Below are 23,866 nucleotides of genomic sequence, written 5' to 3' on the forward strand. Positions count from 1 at the left end.
GGGGGGGGTCACATTAGAATTACTATAGTAAAGAGAGATTAGTTTGAGTGACAACGAACTACCGCGACAGTGTTCGCGGTAGACAAGCATGGCCATTGCGTTAGAAGAGCGCGACCGCTTCACGCGACCTTCCTTGCCGATCCCCGAAAACAAGTCCGACATCATGCGCAACGCCAGAACGACCTGCTCGACCGCCATTCTTGCCGCTGCCTTCGCCTTGCTGAGCGGCCCGGCGCTTGCCCAGCAGCGCGAACCGACGCGGGCTCCGGCAGCGCGGCCAGCTACCGCTCAGGCCGCCCCCGCGGTGAGCCAGCCCAAGCCCGCCGCGGCGACGCTGCCGAACGGCGCTTCGGCGATCAACGAGGTCTATGGCGACTGGACGGTCGATTGCCGGATCACCGACGGGCAGAAGCTCTGCGTGCTGACCCAGAACCAGGGCGACAGCCGGACCAATCAGCGCGTCTTCGCGATCGAGCTGCGCGCACCCAAGGACGGCAAGGCCGAAGGCACGATCCTGATGCCGTTCGGCGTCAAGCTCGAGAACGGCGCCGTACTCAAGCTCGACGACAAGGATCTCGGTCAGGGCCTGCGCTTCTCGACCTGCGTGCCTTCCGGCTGCCTCCTGCCGATCTCCTTCCCGACGGTCGCTACCGACGCAATGAAGGCCGGCAAGACGCTGACCGCCGCGGCGCTCAACCTCTCCAGCGGCGAGATCATCAGCTTCAACATCGTGCTGAACGGCTTCGGCCCGGCGCTCGAGCGGATCAGCCAGCTCGGCAACTGAATCCTTCAAGACCGGGCCCGCGCTTCCGCGCCGGCCCGGCTTCGGTGGCGATCAGGGCCGCTTGGGGATTTCCAGACCGCGCTGGACGGCCGGCCGCGCCAGGCCGCGCTCGAGCCAGGCCGGAACGCGCTTGAGCTTGTCGTATTCGACGAGCTCGCCCGCCCCGTAGAAGCCGACGAGATTGCGGACCCAACCCAGCGTCGCGATATCGGCGATGGTGTACTCGCTGCCCATCAGCCAGTCGCGACCGGCGAGCCTGGTTTCGAGCACGCCGAGCAGGCGCTTGCTCTCATTGGCGTAGCGGTCGCGCGGACGCTTATCCTCGTATTCGCGCCCGGCGAACTTATGGAAGAAGCCGAGCTGGCCGAAGATCGGGCCGATCGCGGCCATCTGGAAGAAGACCCATTGCAGCGTCTCGTAGCGCTCGGCCAGGTCCTTCGGCAGCAACTTCCCGGTCTTCTCGGCGAGGTAGACCAGGATCGCCCCGGATTCGAAGAGCGCCAGCGGCTTGCCGCCCGGCCCGTCTGGGTCGAGGATCGCCGGGATCTTGCCATTGGGATTGAGCGAGAGGAATTCCGGCGTCCAGGTCTCGTTTTGGCCGATATTGATCGTATGCGGCTCATAGGGCAGGCCGATTTCCTCGAGCATAATCGAGACCTTGACGCCGTTCGGCGTCGGCAGGGAGTAGAACTGCAACCTGTCGGGGTGCTGCGCCGGCCAGCGCAGCACGATCGGAAAGGCGGAGAGATCGGACATCAGCGGGAACCTCGGATGGCAGGCGGCCGGCATGCGGCCGCGCTCTGGCAGGACGCCGCGGAGACGAGTCGCGGCGCTGCCCCCAGCTTGGTTTGGCCGCAACAGCGGCGCAACCATCATCGCCGTGTAGAAACGCCAGCGGCTTCCGGCATGAACGACAGCGCCACGCCGAAGCGAAGCACCCAGGCTTGGTAAAGGCCGCAAACCGCCGATTAACCGGCGCTTAACGCCAGCGCCAAACTTAATCCGCCCGTGGCTTCCGGGCCGCAGCCGGTCAATAAACCGTTCATCCAACGCCTCGCATTTGATCGTTATGCGTCGCGTTCATCTCGCCCTCCTCGCGCTTGGCGTCATCGGTGTCGGACTCGCCGGCTGCGGCAAGTTCCAGAAGCCTCAGCGCGCCGCCTGGCGCGACCAGGCGGAAGCCCAGTGCCTGGCCTCCCGCCAGGTGCAGTTCTCCTCCTATGTCAGCCTGCGCGAGAAACCGATCGACGGCCCCGGCACCTGCGGCATGGAAAGGCCGCTCAAGGTCTCGGCCTTCAGCAATGGCGGCATCGGCCTGACCAGCAATGCGACGCTCGCCTGCCCGATCGTCGCCACCACCGACCGCTGGCTGGCCGAGGTTGTGCAGCCGGCGGCCCAGAACGTGCTCGGCGCACAGGTGATCGAGCTTCGGGCCGGTTCCTATTCCTGCCGTTCGATGAACAACGGCACCGGCACGCGGCGTACCTCCGAACATGCCTTCGGCAATGCCGTCGACGTATTCTCCTTCCGGCTTAACGACGGCCGCAACATCACGGTCAAGGATGGCTGGCGCGGCTCGCCCGAGGAGCAGGCCTTCCTGCGCGAGGTCTTCGTCGGCGCCTGCCAGATGTACTCGACCGTGCTCGGCCCCGGCGCCGATGCCTTCCACTACGACCATTTCCATATCGACCTGGCACGGCACTCCAAGGGCCGGCAGATCTGCAAGCCGGCGATCAAATACGAGCCGAACTACAATCTCCCGCCGCCCGATCCGGCGCGCAGCGTCGCGCTGGCGCCGGCCGCCCCGCAGCCGCGCTATGAGGGCCTGCCGGCACAGCTGGCGACCCGGCCGGCTCCCGCGCCAGGCGGATTGCGCCCGCCGGGCGGCATCGGCCACGGCACCTATGCGATGGCCGGGCCGGGGCTCAGCGCTCCCCGCTACAACACGCCGCAGCCGCAGAGCTACCGCCCGGAGCCGACGCCGAGCGAGCAGCGCGGACCGCTGATGCTGCCGGGCGCAGTGCCGCCGACCGAAGAGCTGATCCTCGGCGACGATGAGGGCAATGGCATCCTCGACGAGATGCAGCAGGGCGAAGGCGAGGTGGGGATCACACCGCAGAACGACCCGTTCGCCTATCGCCCCGGCCAGCAGACCGGCTCGATCAGGCGCTAGCGGCCACGAGCCCGGACATGCTGAGCTTCAGCCGCGCGCGAGCTCCGTCGCCGCCTCGTCGATCAGCGCCGCGACCTCGACCGGCCGTGAGGCGAGCGAGGCGTGGCTGGCGTCAAGAGTCAGTATCCGGCGCGGCTTCATCCGCTCGGCCATGCGCTTCTGATTGTCGGGATGGATCATCCGGTCCTGGCTGGAGAGCTGGTACCAGCAGGGCTTCTTCTTCCAGGCCGGCGCGGTGACGGCATCGCCGAAGGTGCTGGCCAGCGGCGCCTTCTGGCCGACTGCCATGACCAGGGCCTCGTCGGCCGAGAGGTCCGGACAGAAGCTCTCATGGTACTTGTCGAACTTGATCCAGAGATAGCCGTCGCTGTCCGGCGCGAGATTGGGGAAGGCTGCGGGCGGCAGCGCCTGGCTGATCCCGCCGGGGCTCTCGCCGGCATCGGGCGCGAAGGCGGCGATGTAGACGAGGCCGACGACATTGGGCAGGTCGCCCGCCTCGGTGATGACCGCCCCGCCATAGGAGTGGCCGACCAGCAGCACCGGCCCGGCCTGCTGCTTCACCATCTTGCGGGTCCGCTCGGCATCCTCGCCGAGCGAGGTCAGCGGCATCTCGACCGCCCGCAGATCCGCATATCCCTTGCGAGACAACTCCAGGATCACCTTGCCCCAATGCGCTGCCCCGCCCCAGAAACCATGGACGAGGACGATCGTCGGCTTGACGCTCATGGCACTCTCCTTCTCGCTGGCTGACAGCTCAGGCTAGGCGCAAATGCGGCCGCTGGCCATGGGACGGAGAGAGGCGAGCGATGGCGGCCCCGCCCCCCGCCGGCTCTACGTACCAGCTTGAAAGTGGAGCCTTCGCCGTCTTCAACGCGAGACCAGCACCTGCCGGCATTCCTGCGGCAGCGCGTCGAGTGACATGGGCGGCTTGGGTTTCGGCTTCGGGCCGGGCTTCGGCTTGGGCGGGTTGAAGATCGCCTGATGCTGGCGCTCGATCCAGCCGGAGAGCTCCTCGCCGCAGCCATCGCCGAAATTAGGCGGCTCCTGGCCGGAGCAGCCTTCGACACCCGGCGGGCAGCTCATCCTGATGTGGAAGTGGTAATTGTGCCCCCAGATCGGCCTGACCTTGTTGAGCCAGCTCCGATCCGAGCCGGCGTCGCGGCAGAGCGCGACCTTGAGTGCCGGGTTGACGAAGATGCGCTCGACCCGCGGCTCGCTGGCGGCGGCCTTGATCAGGCGGGTATGCGCCGGCGTCCAGTTCTTCGGATCGACGTCGCGCCAGTCCGCCCGGGCCATGTTGACCGCCGGCATGTTCTCGCGATCGTCGGCATCGAGGCGCTTCCTCGGCATCGGCGTCAGCCAGATATCGGCATCGAGGCCGATCTGGTGCGAAGCATGGCCCGTCAGCATCGGCCCGCCGCGCGCCTGGGAAATGTCGCCGACCAGAATGCCGGCCCAGCCGGTGATCTTCGGCACGTCGCGCGCGAACTTTTCGAGATAGTCGATCAGCTCGGGATGGCCCCAGTTGCGATTGCGGGCTCGGCGCATCACCTGCCAGCTCTCGCCGTCGGGCGCCAAGGCCGTGCCGCCGGCGAGGCAGCCGCGCGCATAGGAGCCGATGGCACGCGCCTTCAGCGCCGCCGCAGGCGTGGTCTTCTGGCCGAAATGGGCGCGGGCAGCGTCCGGAAAAGCGGCGATGTTGGCGGCGCGGCGCTTCGCCTCGTCTTCAGCGGTGGACTGGGCGCGGGCGGCTCCCGCCATCAGGGCGAGCGGCAGCAGAATCAGAAGGGCGAGACGACAGGAGCGTGACATCGGCGCAGACTCGCAAGCTCCACACGGAAAGGTCAAGCGCGCCGCTGGCGCGCAGTCGCGGCCAAGGCGCAAACGGCGTAGCGCCCCGCTCTCGCGACCGGTACGGAACTTCCGCCGCCTGCCTGACGTTCTTCGGAGGCGCTCCCGTCGATCGGCGACGGTGCCGCGCTGACCCGAAGGAGGCGCATCATGTCCACCGTCCTGATCATCGTACTGCTGATCATCCTGCTCGGCGGCGGCGGGTATTACGGCCATCGCAGCTATGGTGGCGCCGGGCTCGGCGGCGCCGTCGGTCTGGTTCTGGCTATCGTCCTCGTGCTCTGGCTGCTCGGAGCGCTCGGCGGCGCGCCGGTGCGGGTCTAGTCTCACGATTTTCCGGCTGGTTGGACGCCCCTACGCCTTGCTGCTAGGCTGCGTCCCAGTATCCTGGCGACAGGGGCGGACGATGCTGGCGAACTACGCGATAGTCACGCTTCTGCTCCTGGCCATTGTCCAGCCGGCCCATGCACAGCTGGCCGAAACGCTGCGCGGATACTCGCTCGATGTCGAGATCAAGGCGCGGCACGTCTTCGGCTCCGGCGAGAGCATCAATGCCCGAACCATCAAGGTCTATATCAGCGAAAAGGGGCGGCTCTTCGATTTCTCCGGCGCATCAGGCACTGATGCGCGAACCGGCAATACGCGTCGCGGCGCCGGCGGAGCCCAGGTCGTCGAATGGGGACAGGTCTGGTCGCACGGCCCGATCGGCCAGAAATGGACGACTTCCGGAGCAACCCTCATCAGAGAGAGAATCTATCCCTGGGGCCGCCAGTTCATCAACATCACGATCAGTCGCGACCGCGGCAGCTGCACGGCCTCGACGAATCTAAAATCGTCCCGCGAAGACAGGCAATTCTTCTTCTACGGCATTCCTGACGGGAAAATCATTCCGGTTATGGATTATCGGCAGATATCCCAGCGCTGCACGATCATGCGCGGGAACATCTTCACATCCGCCGACATCTAGCCGGCAGCAGCAGGCTAGATGCACAGGGACTTCAGTCGGCGAGCTGCCAGACCAGAATGGCAGCAGCGAGATCCTCGAGCGCCGTCCCGACCGACTTGAACAGGGTGACGTCGTCGCGCTCGGCGTCGGTATCGTGCTCGCCACGGCAGAGCCCGGCCAGCGTGCCGGTCACCTTGCTCGCCTCATAGGTTCCGGCCTTGATCGCCACCGCGACATCGCCACCCTCGTGCAGGGCCGCTTCGGTGTCGACGAAGACATGGGCGCGCTGCAGCGCCTCGTCATCGGCCTCGCGCATGGACATGTTGAAGGCGCCGACCAGATCGAGATGGGCGGTGCGCTTCAGCCAGCGTCCCTGGACGATCGGCTCACGCGAGAGCGTGGCGCAGGAGATCAGGTCGGCCTGGCGCGCTTCAGCCTCTAGATCCTCGGCGACTCGCGCCTCGATACCGTCCGCCGCCAGCTCGGCGACGACTTCGGCAGCCGCTTCCGGACGGCGGGCCCAGATCGCGATGTCCTCGAAATGCCGGACGCTGCGGTGCGCCTTGATCAGGAAAGGCGACAGTGCGCCGGCTCCGACCATCAGCATGCGCTTGCTGTCCGGCCGCTCCAGCATGCGCGAAGCGAGCGCCGAGGCCGCCGCCGTGCGCCACAAGGTCAAGCGCGTGCCGTCGAGCGCCGCCAGCGGCTGCCCGGTCGCACCGTCCATCAGGAGATAGGTGCCCATCACGCTGGGCACGCCCTTGGCCGCATTGCCCGGATAGACCGTCGCGACCTTGGTGCCGACATAGGCCGGAACGACCTCCGGCCCGGTCCAGGCCGGCATCAATAGCAAGGTCCCGTCGGCATCGGGACGCGCGATCTCGTGGTGGTGGCGGGTCGGGGTTACGACATCGCCGCGAAATGCGGCAGCCAGGCCATCGACGAGCGCAGGAAAGGTGAGCAGGCCGTCGATTTCGGCGGCGGAAAAGAAACGCATGAGGGACTTCAGACTCGGCTGGTCAGCGCAGGCAGCGCGGAATCGGGGACGGCAGCGCGCAGGGACTGCGCCTCGCCGCGCAGCTTCTCGGCCTCGCGCCGGTTGATGCGGGCAGCCTTGCGATGCTTGCCCTGTGCGAGCCAGGAAGCGCAGCCGCCGATCAGCACGCCGAGAGCGATAGCAGCCAGGATGACGGCGAAGAGCGGCAGGTCGAAAGCGAGGACGGGTGCGTCGCGGCTGATCGGATCGAAGGAAACACGCACCGGAGCACGGTTCGCGACCGAGAACAGGACGATCAGCAGCGCCACCGGAACAAGCACGAGCGCCTTGAAGAAAGCCTTCATTCGGTAACCTCCGCTTGCGCCGCTCAGGCCTTGCCGTTCAGCCGCAGGCGCAGTTCCTTGCCGGTCTTGAACACCGGCACGAGCTTCTCGTCGACCTCGACGGAATCGCCGGTGCGCGGGTTACGGCCGACCCTGGCCTCGCGCTGCTTGGTCGAGAAGGCGCCGAAGCCGCGCAGCTCGACCCGGTCGCCGCGCGCCAGAGCCTTGACGATCTCGTCGAGGATCGAACCGACGATATTCTCGATGTCGCGCTGATACAAATGGGTGTTGCGCTCGGCAATGCGCTGGACGAGTTCAGATTTTATCATGGCGCCAATATAACCAATTGTAAGATCGTCACTTTTCGCCGGCAGGCTGCCAGAGCGCCAAAGGCGCGTCAAGCCGCAGGCCGACAGGCTGGTCGGCGGCACGGGCAATCAGCACGGCCAGACTCTCAAGCCCTGCCGCGCGCGCCAACGCCTCGCCCGCACTCCAGATTCCGAAGGAGGAACTTTCGCTGCGGCGGCGCCAGTCGCGCACCGGCAGGGACTTGCCCACCCCCTTCTCGCGCTCGAGCCAGGCGATGGCCTCGCTTTCGCCGCCGATCTCGTCGATCAGCTTCAGCCCGACCGCCTGGCGGCCGGAATGGACGCGGCCGTCAGCGACCGCGGCGAGCTCGGGATCGTTCAGGTGGCGGCGGTCGCGCACCAAGCGCTTGAACCAGTCGTAATTGTCCTCGACCACGCGGCGGAGCGCGGCGATCGCCTCGGGCGAGGCCGGCTCAAAGGCGTTCGGCGCCGCCTTGAGCGGGCTCGACTTAACCTCCTCGACCTTGACGCCGATCGTGTCCATCAGCTTGGCGAGGTTCGGAAATTGGAAGAGCACGCCGATCGAGCCGACGAGCGAAGTCTGGCGGGCGACGATGCGGTCGCTGCCGAGCGCAACGATGTAGCCGCCCGAGGCGGCGAGCCCGTCGACCACGGCGACGACCGGCTTCTTGGCGGCGAGCTTGCGCACCGCCTCGTGCACGGCTTCCGAGCCGGTTGTGGTGCCGCCGGGGCTGTCGATCCGGAGCATCACCGCGCTGGCGCGGCTGTCCTCAAGCGACTTGATCAGGTCGAGGGTACGCCGATCCCCGGAAATGAAGCCGGAAATGGTGACGCGAGCGATATGGGCCTGGCCCGTGCTGCCGGGCAGACGTCCGCTCCAGGCGAGTGCGGCGCCGACGAGCATGATGACGACTCCCGCCAGCGCCAACAGACGCCAGAGCGAAAGCTTGCGCCTCAGGCTGCGGCGGTCGGCGAGCAGATCGGCATCGGTCGACATGTCGGCGGCTCCGGTAGGCAAGGCCAGTGGTGTAGCCGCGCCATGGCAGGCGGGCAAGGCAGCAAATGCCGCACGAGCCGCGGGGAGGGTCGATTCAGGCGGCGATCTCGGCGCGCTGCCGGTCGAGCGCCAGCAAAGCGAGCCCGCTCGCGACCGAACGGAACGCATCGCCGATATGGATCCGCTGCGCACCGAAGCGCCGGTCAAACAGCGCCCTAACCGCCGGCACATGCGAGGTGCCGCCGGTCATGAACACCGCCTCGACGCTCCCGGCCTCGACGCCGGCCTTCGCGAGCGCCTCATCGAGCGCGGCCTCGATCGCCGCGACATCCTCGGCGATCCAGCCATCGAAGTCCGCGCGGGTGACGGTGCGGTCGATCTCGACGCCCATCTGGTTGAAACTCAACCTGGTCTCGTCCTGGCTCGACAGGGCGATCTTGGTGGCGGAGACGGCCCGGTAGAGTTCGTAGCCGAGATCGTATTCGATCACGGTCATCAGGTCCTCGAGGCGGCCCGGCTCGACCGCGTCCCGGATCAGGGCCTTGAGCTCTGCCATGGTCTCCCGGCTCTTCATCAGCGAGAGCCGGTGCCATTGCGCGAAGGCGGCGTGGTAGTGCGCGGGAATCGGCAGACGCTTGCCGAAGGAAAGATAGTCCGTGCCCTTGCCGAGCCGCGGCGAGACGGCATGCTCGATGATGCGGTAATCGAAGGTGTCGCCGGCGACGCCAACACCGGAATGGGAGAGCGGTATCGCCTCGAGGCGCCCGGTGCCACCGGGCTCGAAGCGCATCACCGAGAAGTCGCTGGTGCCGCCGCCGAAGTCGGCGACCAGCATGGTCTGCGCCTGCTTCAGCTCGCGGGCATACCAGTAGGCGGCGCCGAGCGGCTCATAGGCGAAGTCGACGCGCGGCATGCCGGCCTTGGCATAGGCGGCCGAGAGCCGGCCGAGCGCCAGCTCCTCGTCCGGGCGCTCGCCGGCGAAGACCACCGGGCGGCCGGAGATCAGAGGGCGCTCGGCCAGCCCATCGAGCCCGGCCGAGAGATCGCTCAGGAACACCGCGATCAGGTCCTCGAGCTGGAAGAGCTTGCCGAAGAGCCTGGTCTCCTGGAAGGCGCGGCTGGAGAGATGGGTCTTCAGCGACTGCAGGAAGCGATGCTCGGTCGTCATGCCGAGCGCCATGTCTAGGGCGTCGGGGCCGCTGACATGGGCGACATGGGTCTTGGGCGGGCGCCCCTCGCGCCAGAACATCAGGGCCGAGCGATAGGCGTCGACCGCGCCCTGCTTCGTCGCGAAGCTGCGGGTCGAGACGCTGCCATCGGCGCGCGCGAGGGCGACCACGCTGTTGGTGGTGCCGAAATCGATGCCGATCGCCGCGTGGTCCATTCCTGCATTCCTTCTGCGCGGTGCCACCGCTGTCTTTCCGGGGCTTTGCGTAAGCAAAGAGCCCGGAACCCATGAACACCCGCCCTGTCGACAGGGCTCGTCGTCACAGCAAACCCGGCAGCCGCCGTGTTCATGGGTTCCAGGCCCGTGGCTGCGCCGCGCCCCGGAAAGACGCGAGCGGCCGAAACAAAAACCCGCGCGGATTTCTCCGCGCGGGCCGGTGGTCTGGTCAGGCCGCGAGGCGCGGCCTGAAGATCACTTCTTGTCGGTGCTGGCCTTCTTGAGGGCCGCGCCGAGGATGTCGCCGAGCGAGGCGCCGGAATCGGCGGAGCCGTACTGGGCCATCGCCTCCTTCTCCTCGGCCATTTCCAGGGCCTTGATCGAGACCTGGATCTTGCGGGCCTTCTTGTCGAAGAGGATGACGCGGGCGTCGACCTTCTCGCCGGCCGCGAAGCGCTCGGGGCGCTGCTCGGCACGATCACGCGCGATTTCGGCGCGCTTGATGAAGGTGGTCATGTCCGTGCCGGCGATCTTGACGTCGAGACCGCCTTCCTTGACGTCGATGATCTCGCAGGTCACGACTTGGCCCTTCTTGAACTCGCCGGCATCCACGAAGGGATCGCCGCCGAGCTGCTTCAGGCCGAGCGAGATGCGCTCCTTCTCGACGTCGACATCGAGAACGACCGCCTGGAGCATGTCGCCCTTCTTGTACTCCTCGATCACCTGCTCGCCCGGACGGTTCCAGTCCAGGTCCGACAGATGGATCATGCCGTCGATGTCGCCTTCCAGGCCGAGGAACAGGCCGAACTCGGTCTTGTTCTTGACCTCGCCCTCGACCACCGAACCGGACGGATGCTGCTCGGCGAAGACCTCCCACGGGTTGCGGAGGGTCTGCTTGAGGCCGAGCGAGATGCGGCGCTTGACCTGGTCGACCTCGAGGATCGCAACGTCGACTTCCTGGGAGGTCGAGACGATCTTGCCGGGGTGGACGTTCTTCTTGGTCCAGGACATCTCGGAGACGTGGATGAGGCCTTCGATGCCCGGCTCCACTTCGACGAACGCGCCGTAGTCCGTGATGTTGGTGACGCGGCCCTTGAGGCGCGCACCGACCGGGTAACGCGCCGCGATGCCATCCCACGGATCGGCAAGCAGCTGCTTGATGCCGAGCGAGATGCGGTGCGTCTCCTGGTTGATCTTGATGATCTTGACCTTGACCGACTGGCCGATGGTCACAACCTCGGACGGGTGGTTGACGCGGCGCCAGGCCATGTCGGTGACATGGAGCAGGCCGTCAATGCCGCCGAGATCGACGAACGCACCGTATTCGGTGATGTTCTTGACGACGCCGTCGATGACCTGGCCCTCTTCGAGCGAGGCGACGAGCTCGGAGCGAGCCTCGGCGCGGGTCTCTTCGAGAACGGTGCGGCGCGAGACGACGATGTTGCCGCGGCGGCGATCCATCTTGAGGATCTCGAAGGGCTGCGGCTGACCCATCAGCGGGCCGACGTCGCGGATCGGGCGGATGTCGACCTGCGAACGCGGCAGGAAGGCGACGGCGCCGTCGAGATCGACGGTGTAGCCACCCTTAACCGTGTTGAAGATGTTGCCCATGACCTTCTCACGGGCCTCGAACGCCTTCTCGAGCTTGACCCAGCTCTCTTCACGGCGGGCCTTGTCGCGCGAGATGACGGCTTCGCCAAGCGCGTTCTCGATCCGATCGAGATAGACCTCGACCTCGTCGCCGACCTTCAGCTCCTGGTCGCGACCAGGGCCGGTGAATTCCTTCAAGGCGACGCGACCTTCGGTCTTCAGACCGACGTCGATGATCGCCATGTCCTTCTCAATGGCAACTACCTTGCCCTTGATGACGGTACCTTCGAGGGCCTCGTTCCGGGTGAACGATTCCTCGAGCAGGGCGGCAAAATCCTCGCGACCCGCGTGATAGCTTTCGACAGCTGACATGTATGCTCCTGAACGCCGGCCGCGTATCCCGCGGATGTCCGGCTGGGCGCCGTTTGGGTTAGTGCTGCACGCCGGACCGGGCCGAATGGCGCTCCGTTTCCGAAGCTTGCCGTCCCGCAGGACAGCGGCGCCAGGCCACAGGGGCCGATCCGCATCCGAGAGACGCGCGCCAAACACAAAACGGGAGCCGGCCGGTGGCCGCCCCCGGCTGTGATCGATCACGGCCCTTCGGACGAGGCGGATGTAATCGATCCCCGCCCCTGCGACAAGGGAAAAAGGGCAGTTCCGCCCGCTCCACGGCAGGAAACCGGCCGCCGACGGCGCCTTGCGGCAGAAGAGGTACCTCTTCCGGACCAGCAGGCCAGATTGCCGCAAGGTCAGCACCATGCCAGAAAAGCCGCGACGCCGTGGCCTGCCCCTGCCACCCCCGCGCCCCTGCCCTGCCTCCCACTGCCGCGAAGCCCGCCCTGGGACAGCCACGCCTTGAGATCTGCTGTGCCTGTCCGGCGCCGGAAAAGGAGCCATCCGCGATGCAAAGCCCGCTGCGCTTCCTCGCCTTCGCGACCGCCGTCCTGCTCGCCGCCTCCCTCGCCGACGCCCAGACGCGCGCGCCACGGGAGCGCATCCAGCGCGGCGAATATCTCGCCGCGATCATGGACTGCGGCGGCTGCCATACGCCGGGCGTCTTCCTCGGCAAGCCGGACATGGCGCGGAAATTCGCCGGCTCGGAGGTCGGCTTCAAGATCCCCGGGCTCGGAACCTTCTTTCCGCCGAACCTGACGCCCGACCGCGAGACCGGGCTCGGCGCCTGGAGCGAGCAGGACATCATCAAGGCGGTGCGGACCGGCGTCAGACCCGATGGACGCGTGCTGGCCCCGGCCATGCCTTATAACAGCTATGGCAAGCTGAACGATGCCGACGCCCTGGCGCTGGCGAGCTACTTCAAGAGCCTGCCGCCGATCAACCACGCGCCCCCTGCACTCTCGGGCCCGGCCGAGACGCCAAAGGGTCCTTACGTCACGGTCGTGGCGCCCTGACCAGTCGTCCGGAAAGACCGAACTGAGCGCCCGCCCCTCGCCCGGCGCCGGGCGAGCATGCGCCGCGCCGGACTTGTCCAGAGCCGTCACGGAGCCAATCTGGAGGGCGAATGCCGGCCGGGCCGGCGCGCTCCCAAGGGATCAGCCGCATGCTTCCCCTCTCCATTCTCGATCTCGCCTTCATCACCGAAGGCGCGACGGCGGCCGACGCGCTGCACAACAGCCGCGACCTCGCCCGCCATGCCGAAAAGCTCGGCTACACCCGCTTCTGGCTGGCCGAGCACCACAACATGACCGGCATCGCCAGCGCCGCGACCTCGGTCGCGATCGGCTATGTGGCTGAGGGCACTTCGACCATCCGCGTCGGCGCCGGCGGCATCATGCTGCCGAACCATTCGCCGCTGGTGATCGCCGAGCAGTTCGGGACGCTGGAGGCGCTCTACCCCGGCCGTATCGACCTCGGCCTCGGCCGGGCGCCCGGCACCGACCAGCGCACCTGGCGGGCGCTGCGGCGCGAAGCCGACTCGGCCGAGCGCTTCCCGCAAGACGTGCTCGAACTCCAGGCCCTGCTCGGCCCGCTCCAGCCGGACCAGGTGATCCAGGCGGTGCCCGGCACCAACAGCAATATCCCGCTCTGGATCCTAGGCTCCAGCCTGTTCGGCTCGCAGCTCGCCGCCGTGCTCGGCCTGCCCTACGCCTTCGCCTCGCATTTCTCGCCGGACGCGCTGATGGATGCGCTCGCCGTCTATCGCGAGCGCTTCCAGCCCTCGACCAAGCTCGACAGGCCCCATGCCATGGTCGGCTGCAACGTCGTCGTGGCCGAGACGGATGCCGAGGCGCAGCACCTGTTCACCTCGGTGCAGCAACGCTTCGCCGACATGCTGCGCGGCAAGCGCGGCCTCTTGGCGAAGCCGATCGACGACATCGAGAGCTACTGGTCCGGCCCGGAAAAGGCGCAGGCCCAGCGCATGCTCGCCTGCTCCTTTGTCGGCTCGCGCGACAACGTGCGGGCGCAGCTGCAGGCTTTCATCGAAAAGACCAAGGCCGACGAGCTGATCGTCGCTTCGGCGATCTACGACCACGCGGCCCGCAAGCGCTCCTACGAGATGCTCGCCGAAATCCAGCCGCAGCTCGGGCTGGCAGCCGTTCCGGCCTAGCCGCCCGGAACACGGCGCCGGCACGGCGAATTGGCCTCTGATACGATCAATAGCTCGCCCGCAGAGCCGGGCGACAGCTTCCCCTGCGTCGGCCTTCATGCGAGGTTGCGGCAACTGTGCCTGCGCCAGAGGAGAACGCCATGGGTTGGGCCGTCCTGGGACTGATCGTCGTCGTCGTGATCTATCTGATCATGACCTATAACGGCCTCGTGGCGATGCGGCAGCGCGTCAATCAGGCTTTCGCCGACATCGACGTGCAGCTGAAGCAGCGCCACGACCTGATCCCCAATCTGGTCGAGACGGTGAAGGGCTATGCCAGCCACGAGAAGGAAACCTTCGACGCGGTGATCAAGGCCCGCAACCAGGCGCAAGTCGCGACCGGCCCGCACGACCAGGCAGTCGCCGAACAGCAGCTCACCGGCGCCGTCGGCCGGCTGCTCGCGCTCGGCGAAGCCTATCCCGATCTCAAGGCGAGCGCGAACTTCCAGCAGCTCCAGCAGGACCTCGGCAATGTCGAGGACAAGCTGGCGGCGGCGCGGCGCTTCTTCAACAATGCGGTCGGCGAGTTCAATGCCGCGATCCAGGCCTTCCCGGCGGTGTTCTTCGCGCCCCAGATGGGCTTCACCCCGCGCGAGTTCTTCGATGTCGGCGAAGAGAAGCGGGCGCAGATCGAAGTGGCGCCGACCGTGAAGTTCTAAAGGCGCCGGCGAACAGCGGAGCCGCGGCGATGCCTGGGGAAGCCTTCGGGCTATACACCCACCAGCGCAACAACCGGATCAGGTCGAATTTCCTGCTCGTCGGGCTGTTCCTGCTGGTCTACCTGACCGTCTGGGGCCTGCTGCTGGTCGCCTACGGCTATGGCGGCGTGCCGCGCGGCCGCAGCGCGTTCAGCGAGGCCGGGCGCACCTTCCTGTCCTGGCTGCCGGTGATCACGCTCGCCACGCTCGCCTGGATCTTCATCGGCTTCAGGGTGAATGTCGCATTGATCGGCGCGGTGTCCGGCGCCAAGGGGATCAGCCGCGAGGAGAATCCCAAGCTCTACCGGATGCTGGAAAACCTCTGCATCTCGCGTGGCATGGTGACGCCGAAGCTCGCGATCATCCAGAGCGACGCCCTCAACGCCTTCGCCAGCGGCGTCAACGACAAGCAGTTCACGGTGACGCTGACCACCGGGCTGATCGAGCAGCTCAACGATGCCGAGCTCGAAGCGGTGATCGCGCATGAGCTCACCCATATCCGCAATGGCGACGTCCGGCTGATGGTGATCGCGATCGTCATCGCCGGCGTGATCTCCTTCGTCGGCGAGGTGATGTTCCGCGGCCTCACGCGGCGCAGCATCCGCTATTCCTCGTCCTCCGACGACAAGAAGGGCAACGGCATCGCGATCCTGATCGGCATCGCCGTGATCGCGATCTCCTGGTTCCTGGCGATCGTGGTTCGGCTCTCGCTGTCCCGGGCTCGCGAGTATCTCGCCGATGCCGGCGCGGTCGAGCTCACCAAGAACCCCGACGCGATGATCTCGGCCCTGCTCAAGATCTCCGGCCGCGCCGATATCGAGGGCGTGCCCTCGGGCGTGATGGACATGTGCTTCGAGAACGACCCCGACGATTTCGCCGATCTGTTCTCGACCCATCCTTCGGTGACCAAGCGGGTGCAGGCGCTGGTGCAGACGGCAGGCGGGCGCATGCCGCTCGAAGCGCCGATCGGCCCGCCCAAGGTCGCCGAGCGCCAACCTCTGCCCGAGATCGCCGAGACCTCGGCCGCGCATGGTCCCTGGTCGCGGCCGACCCCGCCGGCAGGCGGTTAGATCGCCTTGCGGGCGGCCGTGCAGCGCGATGGCAAATCCGGCTCCGCAGCCCGGCCTTGAACGCCGTTACTTAAAAGCCGGAGCTCTGGCCGCGGAGTACCGGGACAGCCAGACCGTGTGGCCGCCGCAGGTCGCATCCTCGACGATATGGTCGACGACGGCAAAGCCGTTGTCGCCGAGCAGGCGCCGGTACTCCTCCGGCGCCAGGCTGGCGTGATAGAGCGGTTCGCCCTCGAAGCTGCCGATCGCCTCGCCATGGCCGGGACCGCTGGTGAAGAGCAGGGCGGCGCCTTCGGCGGCATGCTCCCGGAAGAGCGGGAACATCAGGCGCTGGTCGGCCTGGCGAAGGTGGAAGAAGCTGTCCCAGGCGATCAGCCCGTCGAAGCGCCTGCCGAGCGCCAGTTCGCGCATGTCGGCGACCCGCCAGGAGTGCTGCGGGAAGCGTTCGCGGCAGAGTTCGATCAGCGGCGCCGAGGAATCGATGCCGGTCACCGCGCAGCCGCGTTCGATCAGGTGCCGGGCGATCGGCTCGCCCATGCCGCAGCCGATATCGAGGACCGACGGCGCCGCCGGTAGCAGCGAAAGGAAGCGCTCGAGCCAGGACGCCTCCATCAGCGTTCGGCCCCGCTGCGCGTCGTAGGCGGCGGCATGGCGCTCATAGAGCGAGACGATGGCGTCGGCAGAATTGGTCATCACCGGGATCTAGACGCCCGCAGCAGGAAAGACGAGCTTGCCAGCTTTCGGGTGGGATACGCATGCTGACAGCACTAGCTTCGCGAGCATGAGATCAGATCGCGAGGACAGAACGATGAACGCTCACCCCGGCTTCCGAACTGCGATGAAACCGATCAGCCTTTCCAATGCCGTGCTCGCCCGCGCAACCGAGGCGATTCCCTCGGAGGCCGATTTCCCGGCGGCCGCGCCCGGCTCCGACTACGACACAGTGCGCCGCATCCTCGCCTACATCACCAATAACTGGCGCCAGCAGCCGACGATCGAGGCGATCGCGGAAGCTGCCGGCGCGACCCCGACCGACGTCCATCACCTGTTCCGGCGCTGGTGCGGGCTAACGCCGAAGGCCTTCCTGCAGGCGATCACGCTCGACAACGCCAAGGGGCTGCTGGCGTCCTCCGCCAGCATCCTCGACACCAGCTACGAGGTCGGCCTTTCCGGTCCCGGCCGGCTGCACGATCTCTTCGTCAGCCACGAGGCGATGTCGCCCGGCGAATGGAAGACCGGGGGCGAGGGCCTGCGGCTTTCCTACGGCTTCCATGCCTCGCCCTTCGGCGAGGCGCTGATCGTGGTCACCGAGCGCGGCCTTGCCGGACTCGGGTGGGTCTCGAACGGCCAGGATGGCGGCAAGGTCGTCGGCGGCCGGGCCGAAGCGCTGGCCGACATGATGCGCCGCTGGCCACATGCCGATTACCGCTTCGATCCGCAGGCGACGAAGCCCTATGCCGGCCGGATCTTCGAGCCGGAGCGCTGGTCGCCGCAGACGCCGCTGCGCGTCGTGCTGATCGGCACCGATTTCGAGGTGCGCGTCTGGGAGACGCTGCTGAGGATTCCGGTCGGCTGCGCCACCACCTATGGCGACGTCGCCGACCATATCGGCAAGCCCTCGGCGGCCCGCGCCGTCGGCGCTGCGGTCGGCAAGAACCCGATCTCCTTCGTCGTGCCCTGCCATCGCGTGATCGGCAAGTCCGGCGCGCTCACCGGCTACCATTGGGGGCTGACGCGCAAGCGCGCCATCCTCGGCTGGGAGGCGGGGCAGGTCTCGGGCGGTCAGGCCGCCTGAGGGGAGGAGCCGCTTACTGTGAAACCGGGGCGGGCGGCGCAGCGGCTGGCGCACGCCTCGCCGTCGCCGGGCGGGCCGGCTTCGCCGCTTCCGGCTTGGGCTCGGGCAGGCCGAGCCGGGCGCGGATCGAGGCGGCGCGAGCCTCGGTGATGCGGGCGCTGCAGAAGCTGTGGCTGCCTTCGCTCTGGAAATCGCGGCAGATCTGGGCGCGCTCGGAGGAGAAGGCCGCCTGCTCGCGGGCGATGCTGCGCTGCTCAGGCAGCTCGGCCTTGGCCGACAGGGCCCGATAGCCTTCGCGCACGGCGTTCTCGGCCTTGCCGCGCTCGGCCTCGATCTCCTTGGCGCGCGCCACGAGCGTGCGCGCATCGGGGCCCCAGACGCCACGTGGATCGATCCGGCACTGAGCCGCCTCGATCACGCAGGGCTCCGCCGGCTCGACCACCAAAAAGCCACCTTCCAGCACGTCGAACACGATCGGGCAGGCAGAGGCTTCGAGCTTGTAGCGCGGCAGGCCGGCGGGCTTGCCGAGCGAGGTCAAAGGCACCGGGGCCTCGCCGAAGGAGATGGCGCAGGGCTCGACCAGGTTCTGGGCCTGGAAGCCTTCCGCACGTAGCTTCAGCCCGAAGCCGGCCGCGGTCTTCTCCAGCGTCGCCTCGCCGGCCCCGCCATTGCGCCGCACCGTCTTGCCGAGCAGGGAGTCCTCGCCGGGAATCCGGATCGCCGGCATGGTGCGTGGCCGAGGGGCTGAGGGAGCGGCGGAGGCCGGCGCCGATTGTTGCGTGCCGGGCGCATTGAAGGGTTGCGCGCCGGGCAGTTGCAGCGGCTGCGCCATTGCCGTGCAGCCGAACCAGGCCAGCGCGGCGCCGGTGGCGACGAGGCGGCTTGCAGCGGAGCGGCAGGTCGGCGTCACGGCTGTTCCTTCTCCGGCGATAGGTGGTCTTTCTGCATGGAATGGTGAGGCTCTGCGCGCAAGGGCACGAGAGCAACACCATCCGTTAATCATGCGGAGCCCCGAATACTGTGCGGGCTACGCTGGGACTTGCTTCTTAATCCGGCTTCGCGCCTTGCAAGGGGGGCGGCACCCTCCCTATATACGCCGCGAAGCGGTGGTTTTCGCCACTGCCGGAACCGGAATGCCATGGCTCCCAAGCTCTTGGCGGATTCCCGGTTCGCTTTGTTGAACCGGCGGACGGTGGCCGGGCCGGGGCATCCGCCCTCGGATCCGGAAACGCCTGCCAGACGTGGATATCCCGCATTCGTTCGCCGCAGAAGGTGGGGACGGGGCGGGACCATGGGCCGGAGGGCCGCGTCACGGCGCGGCGTTCCGGCGATCTGCTAAATCGAAAGGGATCCCTTCCATGGGTAAAGTTATCGGTATCGACCTCGGCACGACCAATTCCTGCGTTGCAGTGATGGAAGGCTCGACGCCCAAGGTCATCGAGAATTCGGAGGGCGCGCGCACCACGCCTTCCATCGTCGCCATCACGGATGACGGCGAGCGTCTTGTCGGCCAGCCGGCCAAGCGCCAGGCCGTCACCAATCCGGAGCGCACCTTCTTCGCCATCAAGCGCCTGATCGGGCGCACCTTCGACGACCCGATGACCAAGAAGGACATCGATCTCGTCCCCTACAAGATCAAGAAGGCCCCCTCGGGCGACGCCTGGGTCGAGGCTGACGGCAAGGATTACTCGCCCTCGCAGATCTCCGCTTTCACGCTCACGAAGATGAAGGAGACCGCGGAGGCCTATCTCGGCCAGCCGGTCACGCAGGCGGTCATCACCGTTCCCGCCTACTTCAACGACGCCCAGCGTCAGGCGACCAAGGATGCCGGCCGCATCGCCGGCCTCGAAGTGCTGCGCATCATCAACGAGCCGACCGCGGCCGCGCTCGCCTATGGCCTCGACAAGAAGTCGACCGGCACGATCGCGGTCTATGACCTCGGCGGTGGCACCTTCGACGTTTCGATCCTCGAGATCGGCGACGGCGTCTTCGAGGTGAAGTCGACCAATGGCGACACCTTCCTCGGCGGCGAGGACTTCGACATGCGCCTGGTCGAGTACCTGGCGGACGAGTTCAAGCGCGAGCAGGGCATCGACCTGAAGAAGGACAAGCTCGCTCTGCAGCGCCTGAAGGAGGCTGCGGAGAAGGCCAAGATCGAGCTCTCGACCACGGCCCAGACCGAGATCAACCTGCCCTACATCACGGCCGATGCCTCGGGTCCGAAGCACCTCGCCATCAAGCTCTCGCGCGCCAAGTTCGAGAGCCTGGTCGACGATCTCGTGCAGCGCACCATCGAGCCCTGCCGCAAGGCCCTCAAGGATGCCGGCCTCACCGCCGGTGACATCGACGAGGTCGTCCTGGTCGGTGGCATGACGCGCATGCCGAAGGTCCAGGAAGTCGTGAAGCAGTTCTTCGGCAAGGAGCCCCATAAGGGCGTCAACCCGGACGAGGTCGTCGCCATCGGCGCCGCAGTCCAGGCCGGCGTGCTGCAGGGCGACGTCAAGGACGTGCTGCTGCTCGACGTGACCCCGCTCTCGCTCGGCATCGAGACGCTGGGCGGCGTGTTCACGCGCCTGATCGACCGCAACACCACGATCCCGACCAAGAAGAGCCAGGTCTTCTCCACCGCCGAGGACAACCAGCAGGCGGTGACGATCCGGGTCTTCCAGGGTGAGCGTGAAATGGCGGCCGACAACAAGATGCTCGGCCAGTTCGACCTGATGGGCATTCCGCCGTCCCCGCGCGGCATGCCGCAGATCGAGGTGACCTTCGACATCGACGCCAACGGCATCGTCTCGGTCACCGCCAAGGACAAGGCGACCGCCAAGGAACAGCAGATCCGCATCCAGGCTTCCGGCGGTCTCTCCGAGGCCGAGATCCAGAAGATGGTGAAGGACGCCGAATCCAACGCCGCCGAGGACAAGAAGCGTCGCGAGCTGGTCGAGGCCAAGAACCAGGGCGAGAGCCTCGTGCACTCGACCGAGAAGTCGCTGAAGGACTATGGCGACAAGGTTTCGGCCGCCGACAAGACCGCCATCGAGACTGCGCTCGACGCGCTGAAGACGGCGCTGGCCGGTGAGGACTCCGAGGCGATTGCCTCGCGCACCACCGACCTGATGCAGGCTTCGATGAAGCTTGGCGAAGCGATGTATGCCGCCAGCCAGGCCGAGGCCGGTGCCGCCGAAGGCGCTGCCGACGACGCCGACGCCAAGAAGGACGACGTCATCGACGCCGACTTCAAGGATGTCAGCGACGACAAGGGCGACAAGAAGAAGAGCGCCTGAGCGCGTTCGCCATCCTGTGGAATGTGATGGCCGGGCTTGACCCGGCCATTGCATTCGCGGAATGGCCCCTGAAGGAAAAGCTCGCCCTCCTGCGTGGTGACGCTCAGGAGGGCGCAAGGGCGGCTGTTTGATGTCCAAGCGCGACTACTACGAAATTCTCGGCGTGCAGAAGACCGCGAGCGATGCGGAGCTGAAAAGCGCCTTCCGCAAGCTCGCCATGCAGTGCCATCCCGACCGGCACCCCGGCGACAAGGCGGCCGAGACCAAGTTCAAGGAATTGAACGAGGCCTATCAGGTCCTCTCCGACGGGCAGAAGCGCGGCGCCTATGACCGCTATGGCCATCAGGCCTTCGAACAGGGCGGCGGTGGCGGCCCGGCCGACATGTCCGATTTCATGTCGGACATCTTCGAATCCTTCTTCGGCGAAGGGCGTGGCCGCGGCGGCCCGCGCGGCGCCAATGCCCGCGAGCGCGGCGCCGACCTGCGCTACAATCTCGAGATCGGCCTGGAAGAGGCCTATGCCGGCAAGAACGCGACCATTCGCGTGCCGACCTCGGTGGTCTGCGAGGTCTGCTCCGGTACCGGCGCCAAGACCGGCTCGAAGTCGCGGCAATGCCCGACCTGCGGCGGCCATGGGCGCGTGCGCGCCAATCAGGGCTTCTTCTCGGTCGAGCGCACCTGCCCGACCTGCAACGGCCGTGGCGAGGTCATCGACGATCCCTGCAATGGCTGCCATGGCTCCGGCCGTGCCACCCGCGAGCGCACGCTCTCGGTCAACATCCCGGCCGGTGTCGAGGACGGCACGCGCATCCGCCTCGCCGGAGAGGGCGAGGCCGGTCTGCGCGGCGGCCCGGCAGGCGATCTCTACATCTTCCTCTCGATCAAGCCGCACGCGATCTTCCAGCGCGACGGCGCCGACCTGTTCTGCCGCGTGCCGATCGGCCTGACCTCGGCCGCACTCGGCGGCGAGATCGAGGTGCCGACGCTGAACGGCGAGAAGGCCAGGGTGAAGATCCCCGAGGGGACGCAGACCGGCAAGCAGTTCCGCCTGAAGGGCAAGGGTATGAGCGTGCTGCGCTCGCGCGATTCCGGCGACCTCTACATCCAGGTCCTGGTCGAGACGCCGCAGAAGCTTACCGCCCGCCAGCGCGAACTCCTGCTCGAGTTCGAGCGCGAGAGTTCCGGCGCGACCCATCCGGAAAGCGCCGGATTCTTCGGCAGGGTCAAGGACTTCCTCGGCGGGCTCGGCGGCGCCGCCTGACTTTCCGACCTATCCGGTTCCGGAACGGAAAAGGGCGGGTCACCCTTCGGTGCCCGCCCTGTCGATCGGGACCTGATGCGTCGATCAGGCCTTGTCGATCACTTTCTTGACCGCATCCTTGGCCTTGCCGACGGCCTGTTGGGCTTCGCCCTTGCGCTCCTGCGCAATGCCTTCGGCCTCCAGCCCTGGCTTGTTCAGCGCCTTGCCCGCGGCCTGCTTGACGTTGCCGGCGGCCTCGTTGGCCATGCCCTTGATCTTGTCGGCGGTGCTGCCCATGGGTCGTTTCCTCACTTGAACACGTGCCGCCGCAGCGGCGATACCCAATGAACGGCCGGGCGCGAGGAAGGTTCCCGGCAAGGTGCGTGCTATGAGCCGGCTATCGCCCTCAGCGCTTCCGCCGTCGCCTGATCGGCCGGGAAGAAGGTCTCCAGCGCCAGTTCCGACAAGGTGACGTCGACCGGCGTGCCGAACACCGTCGTCGCCGAGATCAGCGAGAGGATGCTGCCGCCGAAGCGCATTTGCAGCGGCACGACCACCGGAGGCTCGCTCTCCTCGCTGGCCTTGCCCTTGCGCTGGGGCATATCGGGCGTCGGATAGCTCAGCAGTTCCGTCAGCAGCTCGGCGAGCACCGGGTCGGCCGTGGCGCGAATCTGTTGGCGCAGCCGGGCGATCAGGTGGCCGCGCCATTCGGCGAAGTTGACGATCGCCGGCGCGAGGCCGCCGGGATGCAGGCTGAGCCTGAGCACGTTGACCGGCGGGCGCAGCAGCTCCGCCTCGCTGACGCCGGCGAGCAGCGGCGCCACGGCGGCATTGGCGGCGAGCAGCGTCCAGTGCCGGTCGACCGCCAGTGCCGGATAGGGCTCATGCCCCTTCAGCAGCAGGTCGATCGCGCCGCGGGCCGCTTGCAGGCTAGGATCTTCGAGGGAGCGTTCGAGATAGACCGGCGCATAGCCGGCGGCGAGCAGGAGCGCATTGCGCTCGCGCAGGGGCACGCCGAGGTTCTCGGCGAGGTGCAGGACCATGTCCCGGCTTGGCGCCGAGCGGCCGCTTTCGATGAAGCTGAGATGCTTCTGGGAGATCTCGGCCTCGAGGGCGAGATCGAGCTGGCTGAGCCTGCGGAGCTGGCGCCAGTCGCGGATGAGATGCCCGACCGTGGGCTGCTGGTGCTTGTTCATGTGGGGCAAGCTAGCGCCGGACCGGCCGGCTTCCAATTACCTCCGGCTTAATCGACCGACCTCCCAGCATCCGTCAGCATGGCCTCCATCAGCAACGGCCCCGTTCGGAACGGCGGCCAAACCGGAGAACAGCCATGGCCTTCATCCAGTCCTCCAGCTTCCTGCGCAACGTCCTTGCCCTCGACGCCGCCGCCTGCGCCGCGACCGGCCTGCTGCTCAGCCTTGGAGCCGGCGCGCTTGCCGGCCTGCTCGGCTTACCCGCCGAATTCCTGCGCGGCGCCGGCCTGGTCCTGCTGCCCTGTGCCGCGGCGCTCGCCTTCCTCGCCAGCCGGGCGCGCCTGCCGCGCCTCGCCGTCTATGCGGTGATCGGCATCAACATCCTCTGGGTTGCCGACAGCATCCTGGTCCTCGTCGCCGACTGGTTCCAGCCGACCACGCTTGGCGTCGCCTTCGTCCTGGCCCAGGCCGCGATCGTCGCTGTTGTCACCGAGCTCGAGGTGATCGGGCTGAAGAAGTCGGTGGCCGAAGAGGTCCAGCCCAGCGCCGCCCGGCTCTGATGCCCGCGCTGGAAGCGCCCCGCCGTCGGCTTGATGCCGCGGCGGGG

General features: G+C 67.3%; 25 protein-coding genes. 12 read left to right on the forward strand and 13 right to left on the reverse strand.

Annotated elements, in window-relative coordinates; translation table 11 throughout:
* Positions 1-133 precede the first annotated feature (133 nt).
* On the forward strand, positions 134-784 hold the full coding sequence (locus DK26_RS00885) for an invasion associated locus B family protein (RefSeq protein ID WP_248309833.1): 651 nt from the start codon (positions 134-136) through the stop codon (positions 782-784).
* A gap of 51 nt (positions 785-835) precedes the next feature.
* Here DK26_RS00885 and DK26_RS00890 read toward each other — a convergent pair whose 3' ends face one another.
* Positions 836-1,540, reverse strand: a complete 705-nt coding sequence (locus DK26_RS00890; RefSeq protein ID WP_066467681.1) for a glutathione S-transferase N-terminal domain-containing protein — start codon at positions 1,538-1,540, stop codon at positions 836-838.
* 313 nt (positions 1,541-1,853) lie between these two features.
* Between DK26_RS00890 and DK26_RS00895 the strand changes: the two genes are divergently transcribed.
* Positions 1,854-2,957 carry an extensin family protein gene (locus DK26_RS00895; protein ID WP_066467424.1) on the forward strand — a complete coding sequence of 368 codons (1,104 nt, stop codon included), beginning with the start codon at positions 1,854-1,856 and terminating at the stop codon, positions 2,955-2,957.
* A gap of 27 nt (positions 2,958-2,984) precedes the next feature.
* On the opposite strand, the gene DK26_RS00900 is transcribed toward DK26_RS00895, so the two are convergent.
* Positions 2,985-3,683, reverse strand: coding sequence for an alpha/beta hydrolase (locus tag DK26_RS00900; protein ID WP_066467426.1), 699 nt, complete (start codon positions 3,681-3,683; stop codon positions 2,985-2,987).
* A 141-nt stretch (positions 3,684-3,824) separates the two neighbouring features.
* Positions 3,825-4,769, reverse strand: coding sequence for a penicillin-insensitive murein endopeptidase (gene mepA, locus DK26_RS00905; protein ID WP_066467428.1), 945 nt, complete (start codon positions 4,767-4,769; stop codon positions 3,825-3,827).
* Between the two features lie 189 nt (positions 4,770-4,958).
* Here mepA and DK26_RS28355 point away from each other — a divergent pair, with 189 nt between their 5' ends.
* Positions 4,959-5,132, forward strand: coding sequence for a DUF3309 family protein (locus tag DK26_RS28355; RefSeq protein ID WP_083532883.1), 174 nt, complete (start codon positions 4,959-4,961; stop codon positions 5,130-5,132).
* An 82-nt stretch (positions 5,133-5,214) separates the two neighbouring features.
* Positions 5,215-5,775, forward strand: a complete 561-nt coding sequence (locus tag DK26_RS00910) for a hypothetical protein (protein ID WP_066467429.1) — start codon at positions 5,215-5,217, stop codon at positions 5,773-5,775.
* A gap of 31 nt (positions 5,776-5,806) precedes the next feature.
* On the opposite strand, the gene DK26_RS00915 is transcribed toward DK26_RS00910, so the two are convergent.
* From DK26_RS00915 to rpsA, 6 genes are all read right to left on the reverse strand, one after another.
* Entirely contained in the window at positions 5,807-6,751 is a 945-nt protein-coding gene (locus DK26_RS00915) for an ornithine cyclodeaminase family protein (protein ID WP_066467431.1), read from the reverse strand.
* 8 nt (positions 6,752-6,759) lie between these two features.
* On the reverse strand, positions 6,760-7,095 hold the full coding sequence (locus DK26_RS00920) for a LapA family protein (protein ID WP_066467433.1): 336 nt from the start codon (positions 7,093-7,095) through the stop codon (positions 6,760-6,762).
* Positions 7,096-7,118: 23 nt separating this feature from the next.
* The gene (gene ihfB, locus DK26_RS00925; protein WP_066467435.1) at positions 7,119-7,403 is read right to left on the reverse strand and encodes an integration host factor subunit beta; all 285 of its coding nucleotides are present in this window, start codon (positions 7,401-7,403) and stop codon (positions 7,119-7,121) included.
* A gap of 28 nt (positions 7,404-7,431) precedes the next feature.
* Complete coding sequence (sppA, locus tag DK26_RS00930) at positions 7,432-8,400, reverse strand: signal peptide peptidase SppA (RefSeq protein ID WP_066467436.1); 969 nt, start codon at positions 8,398-8,400, stop codon at positions 7,432-7,434.
* A 94-nt stretch (positions 8,401-8,494) separates the two neighbouring features.
* Complete coding sequence (locus DK26_RS00935; protein ID WP_066467437.1) at positions 8,495-9,784, reverse strand: Hsp70 family protein; 1,290 nt, start codon at positions 9,782-9,784, stop codon at positions 8,495-8,497.
* Between the two features lie 255 nt (positions 9,785-10,039).
* Entirely contained in the window at positions 10,040-11,746 is a 1,707-nt protein-coding gene (gene rpsA / locus DK26_RS00940; RefSeq protein ID WP_066467438.1) for a 30S ribosomal protein S1, read from the reverse strand.
* Positions 11,747-12,276: 530 nt separating this feature from the next.
* Here rpsA and DK26_RS00945 point away from each other — a divergent pair.
* The 4 genes from DK26_RS00945 to DK26_RS00960 all read left to right on the forward strand — a co-directional run bounded on the left by DK26_RS00945 (position 12,277) and on the right by DK26_RS00960 (position 15,747).
* Positions 12,277-12,783 (forward strand): cytochrome c, encoded by a 507-nt coding sequence (locus tag DK26_RS00945; protein ID WP_066467439.1) that lies wholly within the window; start codon positions 12,277-12,279, stop codon positions 12,781-12,783.
* A gap of 149 nt (positions 12,784-12,932) precedes the next feature.
* The gene (locus DK26_RS00950) at positions 12,933-13,940 is read left to right on the forward strand and encodes an LLM class flavin-dependent oxidoreductase (protein ID WP_066467682.1); all 1,008 of its coding nucleotides are present in this window, start codon (positions 12,933-12,935) and stop codon (positions 13,938-13,940) included.
* Positions 13,941-14,080: 140 nt separating this feature from the next.
* A complete protein-coding gene (locus DK26_RS00955; protein WP_066467442.1) occupies positions 14,081-14,638 on the forward strand; it encodes a LemA family protein in 558 nt (185 codons plus the stop codon).
* 29 nt (positions 14,639-14,667) lie between these two features.
* Positions 14,668-15,747: a M48 family metallopeptidase gene (locus tag DK26_RS00960; protein WP_066467444.1), complete on the forward strand. Its 1,080-nt coding sequence runs from the start codon at positions 14,668-14,670 to the stop codon at positions 15,745-15,747.
* A gap of 66 nt (positions 15,748-15,813) precedes the next feature.
* Here the strand turns inward: DK26_RS00960 and DK26_RS00965 are convergent, their stop codons facing one another.
* Positions 15,814-16,440 (reverse strand): class I SAM-dependent methyltransferase, encoded by a 627-nt coding sequence (locus DK26_RS00965; RefSeq protein WP_066467446.1) that lies wholly within the window; start codon positions 16,438-16,440, stop codon positions 15,814-15,816.
* A 115-nt stretch (positions 16,441-16,555) separates the two neighbouring features.
* Between DK26_RS00965 and DK26_RS00970 the strand changes: the two genes are divergently transcribed.
* Complete coding sequence (locus tag DK26_RS00970; protein WP_066467451.1) at positions 16,556-17,542, forward strand: methylated-DNA--[protein]-cysteine S-methyltransferase; 987 nt, start codon at positions 16,556-16,558, stop codon at positions 17,540-17,542.
* 13 nt (positions 17,543-17,555) lie between these two features.
* Here DK26_RS00970 and DK26_RS00975 read toward each other — a convergent pair whose 3' ends face one another.
* Positions 17,556-18,452 carry a hypothetical protein gene (locus DK26_RS00975; RefSeq protein ID WP_066467453.1) on the reverse strand — a complete coding sequence of 299 codons (897 nt, stop codon included), beginning with the start codon at positions 18,450-18,452 and terminating at the stop codon, positions 17,556-17,558.
* Positions 18,453-18,900: 448 nt separating this feature from the next.
* Between DK26_RS00975 and dnaK the strand changes: the two genes are divergently transcribed.
* On the forward strand, positions 18,901-20,826 hold the full coding sequence (gene dnaK, locus DK26_RS00980) for a molecular chaperone DnaK (RefSeq protein WP_066467454.1): 1,926 nt from the start codon (positions 18,901-18,903) through the stop codon (positions 20,824-20,826).
* A 130-nt stretch (positions 20,827-20,956) separates the two neighbouring features.
* A complete protein-coding gene (gene dnaJ, locus DK26_RS00985; protein WP_066467455.1) occupies positions 20,957-22,087 on the forward strand; it encodes a molecular chaperone DnaJ in 1,131 nt (376 codons plus the stop codon).
* Positions 22,088-22,171: 84 nt separating this feature from the next.
* On the opposite strand, the gene DK26_RS00990 is transcribed toward dnaJ, so the two are convergent.
* Entirely contained in the window at positions 22,172-22,363 is a 192-nt protein-coding gene (locus tag DK26_RS00990; RefSeq protein WP_066467456.1) for a CsbD family protein, read from the reverse strand.
* Between the two features lie 89 nt (positions 22,364-22,452).
* Positions 22,453-23,262, reverse strand: a complete 810-nt coding sequence (locus DK26_RS00995; RefSeq protein WP_066467457.1) for a helix-turn-helix transcriptional regulator — start codon at positions 23,260-23,262, stop codon at positions 22,453-22,455.
* A gap of 134 nt (positions 23,263-23,396) precedes the next feature.
* On the opposite strand from DK26_RS00995, the gene DK26_RS01000 reads away from it, so the two are divergent.
* Positions 23,397-23,819: a hypothetical protein gene (locus DK26_RS01000; RefSeq protein WP_066467462.1), complete on the forward strand. Its 423-nt coding sequence runs from the start codon at positions 23,397-23,399 to the stop codon at positions 23,817-23,819.
* Positions 23,820-23,866: the final 47 nt, after the last annotated feature.

This window comes from Allobosea sp. WAO, assembly GCF_001509835.1.
Taxonomy (GTDB): domain Bacteria; phylum Pseudomonadota; class Alphaproteobacteria; order Rhizobiales; family Beijerinckiaceae; genus Allobosea.

Excerpts from the sequence above, each read along its gene's own strand:
- DK26_RS00920 (WP_066467433.1), bottom strand. The coding sequence starts at position 7,095 with ATGAAGGCTTTCTTCAAGGCGCTCGTGCTTGTTCCGGTGGCGCTGCTG.
- DK26_RS00900 (WP_066467426.1), bottom strand. The coding sequence starts at position 3,683 with ATGAGCGTCAAGCCGACGATCGTCCTCGTCCATGGTTTCTGGGGCGGG.
- dnaJ (WP_066467455.1), top strand. The coding sequence starts at position 20,957 with ATGTCCAAGCGCGACTACTACGAAATTCTCGGCGTGCAGAAGACCGCG.
- DK26_RS00965 (WP_066467446.1), bottom strand. The coding sequence starts at position 16,440 with ATGACCAATTCTGCCGACGCCATCGTCTCGCTCTATGAGCGCCATGCC.
- sppA (WP_066467436.1), bottom strand. The coding sequence starts at position 8,400 with ATGTCGACCGATGCCGATCTGCTCGCCGACCGCCGCAGCCTGAGGCGC.
- DK26_RS00960 (WP_066467444.1), top strand. The coding sequence starts at position 14,668 with ATGCCTGGGGAAGCCTTCGGGCTATACACCCACCAGCGCAACAACCGG.
- rpsA (WP_066467438.1), bottom strand. The coding sequence starts at position 11,746 with ATGTCAGCTGTCGAAAGCTATCACGCGGGTCGCGAGGATTTTGCCGCC.
- DK26_RS00955 (WP_066467442.1), top strand. The coding sequence starts at position 14,081 with ATGGGTTGGGCCGTCCTGGGACTGATCGTCGTCGTCGTGATCTATCTG.
- ihfB (WP_066467435.1), bottom strand. The coding sequence starts at position 7,403 with ATGATAAAATCTGAACTCGTCCAGCGCATTGCCGAGCGCAACACCCAT.
- DK26_RS00910 (WP_066467429.1), top strand. The coding sequence starts at position 5,215 with ATGCTGGCGAACTACGCGATAGTCACGCTTCTGCTCCTGGCCATTGTC.
- mepA (WP_066467428.1), bottom strand. The coding sequence starts at position 4,769 with ATGTCACGCTCCTGTCGTCTCGCCCTTCTGATTCTGCTGCCGCTCGCC.
- DK26_RS00995 (WP_066467457.1), bottom strand. The coding sequence starts at position 23,262 with ATGAACAAGCACCAGCAGCCCACGGTCGGGCATCTCATCCGCGACTGG.
- DK26_RS00990 (WP_066467456.1), bottom strand. The coding sequence starts at position 22,363 with ATGGGCAGCACCGCCGACAAGATCAAGGGCATGGCCAACGAGGCCGCC.
- DK26_RS00935 (WP_066467437.1), bottom strand. The coding sequence starts at position 9,784 with ATGGACCACGCGGCGATCGGCATCGATTTCGGCACCACCAACAGCGTG.
- DK26_RS00890 (WP_066467681.1), bottom strand. The coding sequence starts at position 1,540 with ATGTCCGATCTCTCCGCCTTTCCGATCGTGCTGCGCTGGCCGGCGCAG.
- DK26_RS00950 (WP_066467682.1), top strand. The coding sequence starts at position 12,933 with ATGCTTCCCCTCTCCATTCTCGATCTCGCCTTCATCACCGAAGGCGCG.
- DK26_RS00945 (WP_066467439.1), top strand. The coding sequence starts at position 12,277 with ATGCAAAGCCCGCTGCGCTTCCTCGCCTTCGCGACCGCCGTCCTGCTC.
- dnaK (WP_066467454.1), top strand. The coding sequence starts at position 18,901 with ATGGGTAAAGTTATCGGTATCGACCTCGGCACGACCAATTCCTGCGTT.
- DK26_RS00915 (WP_066467431.1), bottom strand. The coding sequence starts at position 6,751 with ATGCGTTTCTTTTCCGCCGCCGAAATCGACGGCCTGCTCACCTTTCCT.
- DK26_RS28355 (WP_083532883.1), top strand. The coding sequence starts at position 4,959 with ATGTCCACCGTCCTGATCATCGTACTGCTGATCATCCTGCTCGGCGGC.
- DK26_RS00895 (WP_066467424.1), top strand. The coding sequence starts at position 1,854 with ATGCGTCGCGTTCATCTCGCCCTCCTCGCGCTTGGCGTCATCGGTGTC.
- DK26_RS00970 (WP_066467451.1), top strand. The coding sequence starts at position 16,556 with ATGAACGCTCACCCCGGCTTCCGAACTGCGATGAAACCGATCAGCCTT.
- DK26_RS01000 (WP_066467462.1), top strand. The coding sequence starts at position 23,397 with ATGGCCTTCATCCAGTCCTCCAGCTTCCTGCGCAACGTCCTTGCCCTC.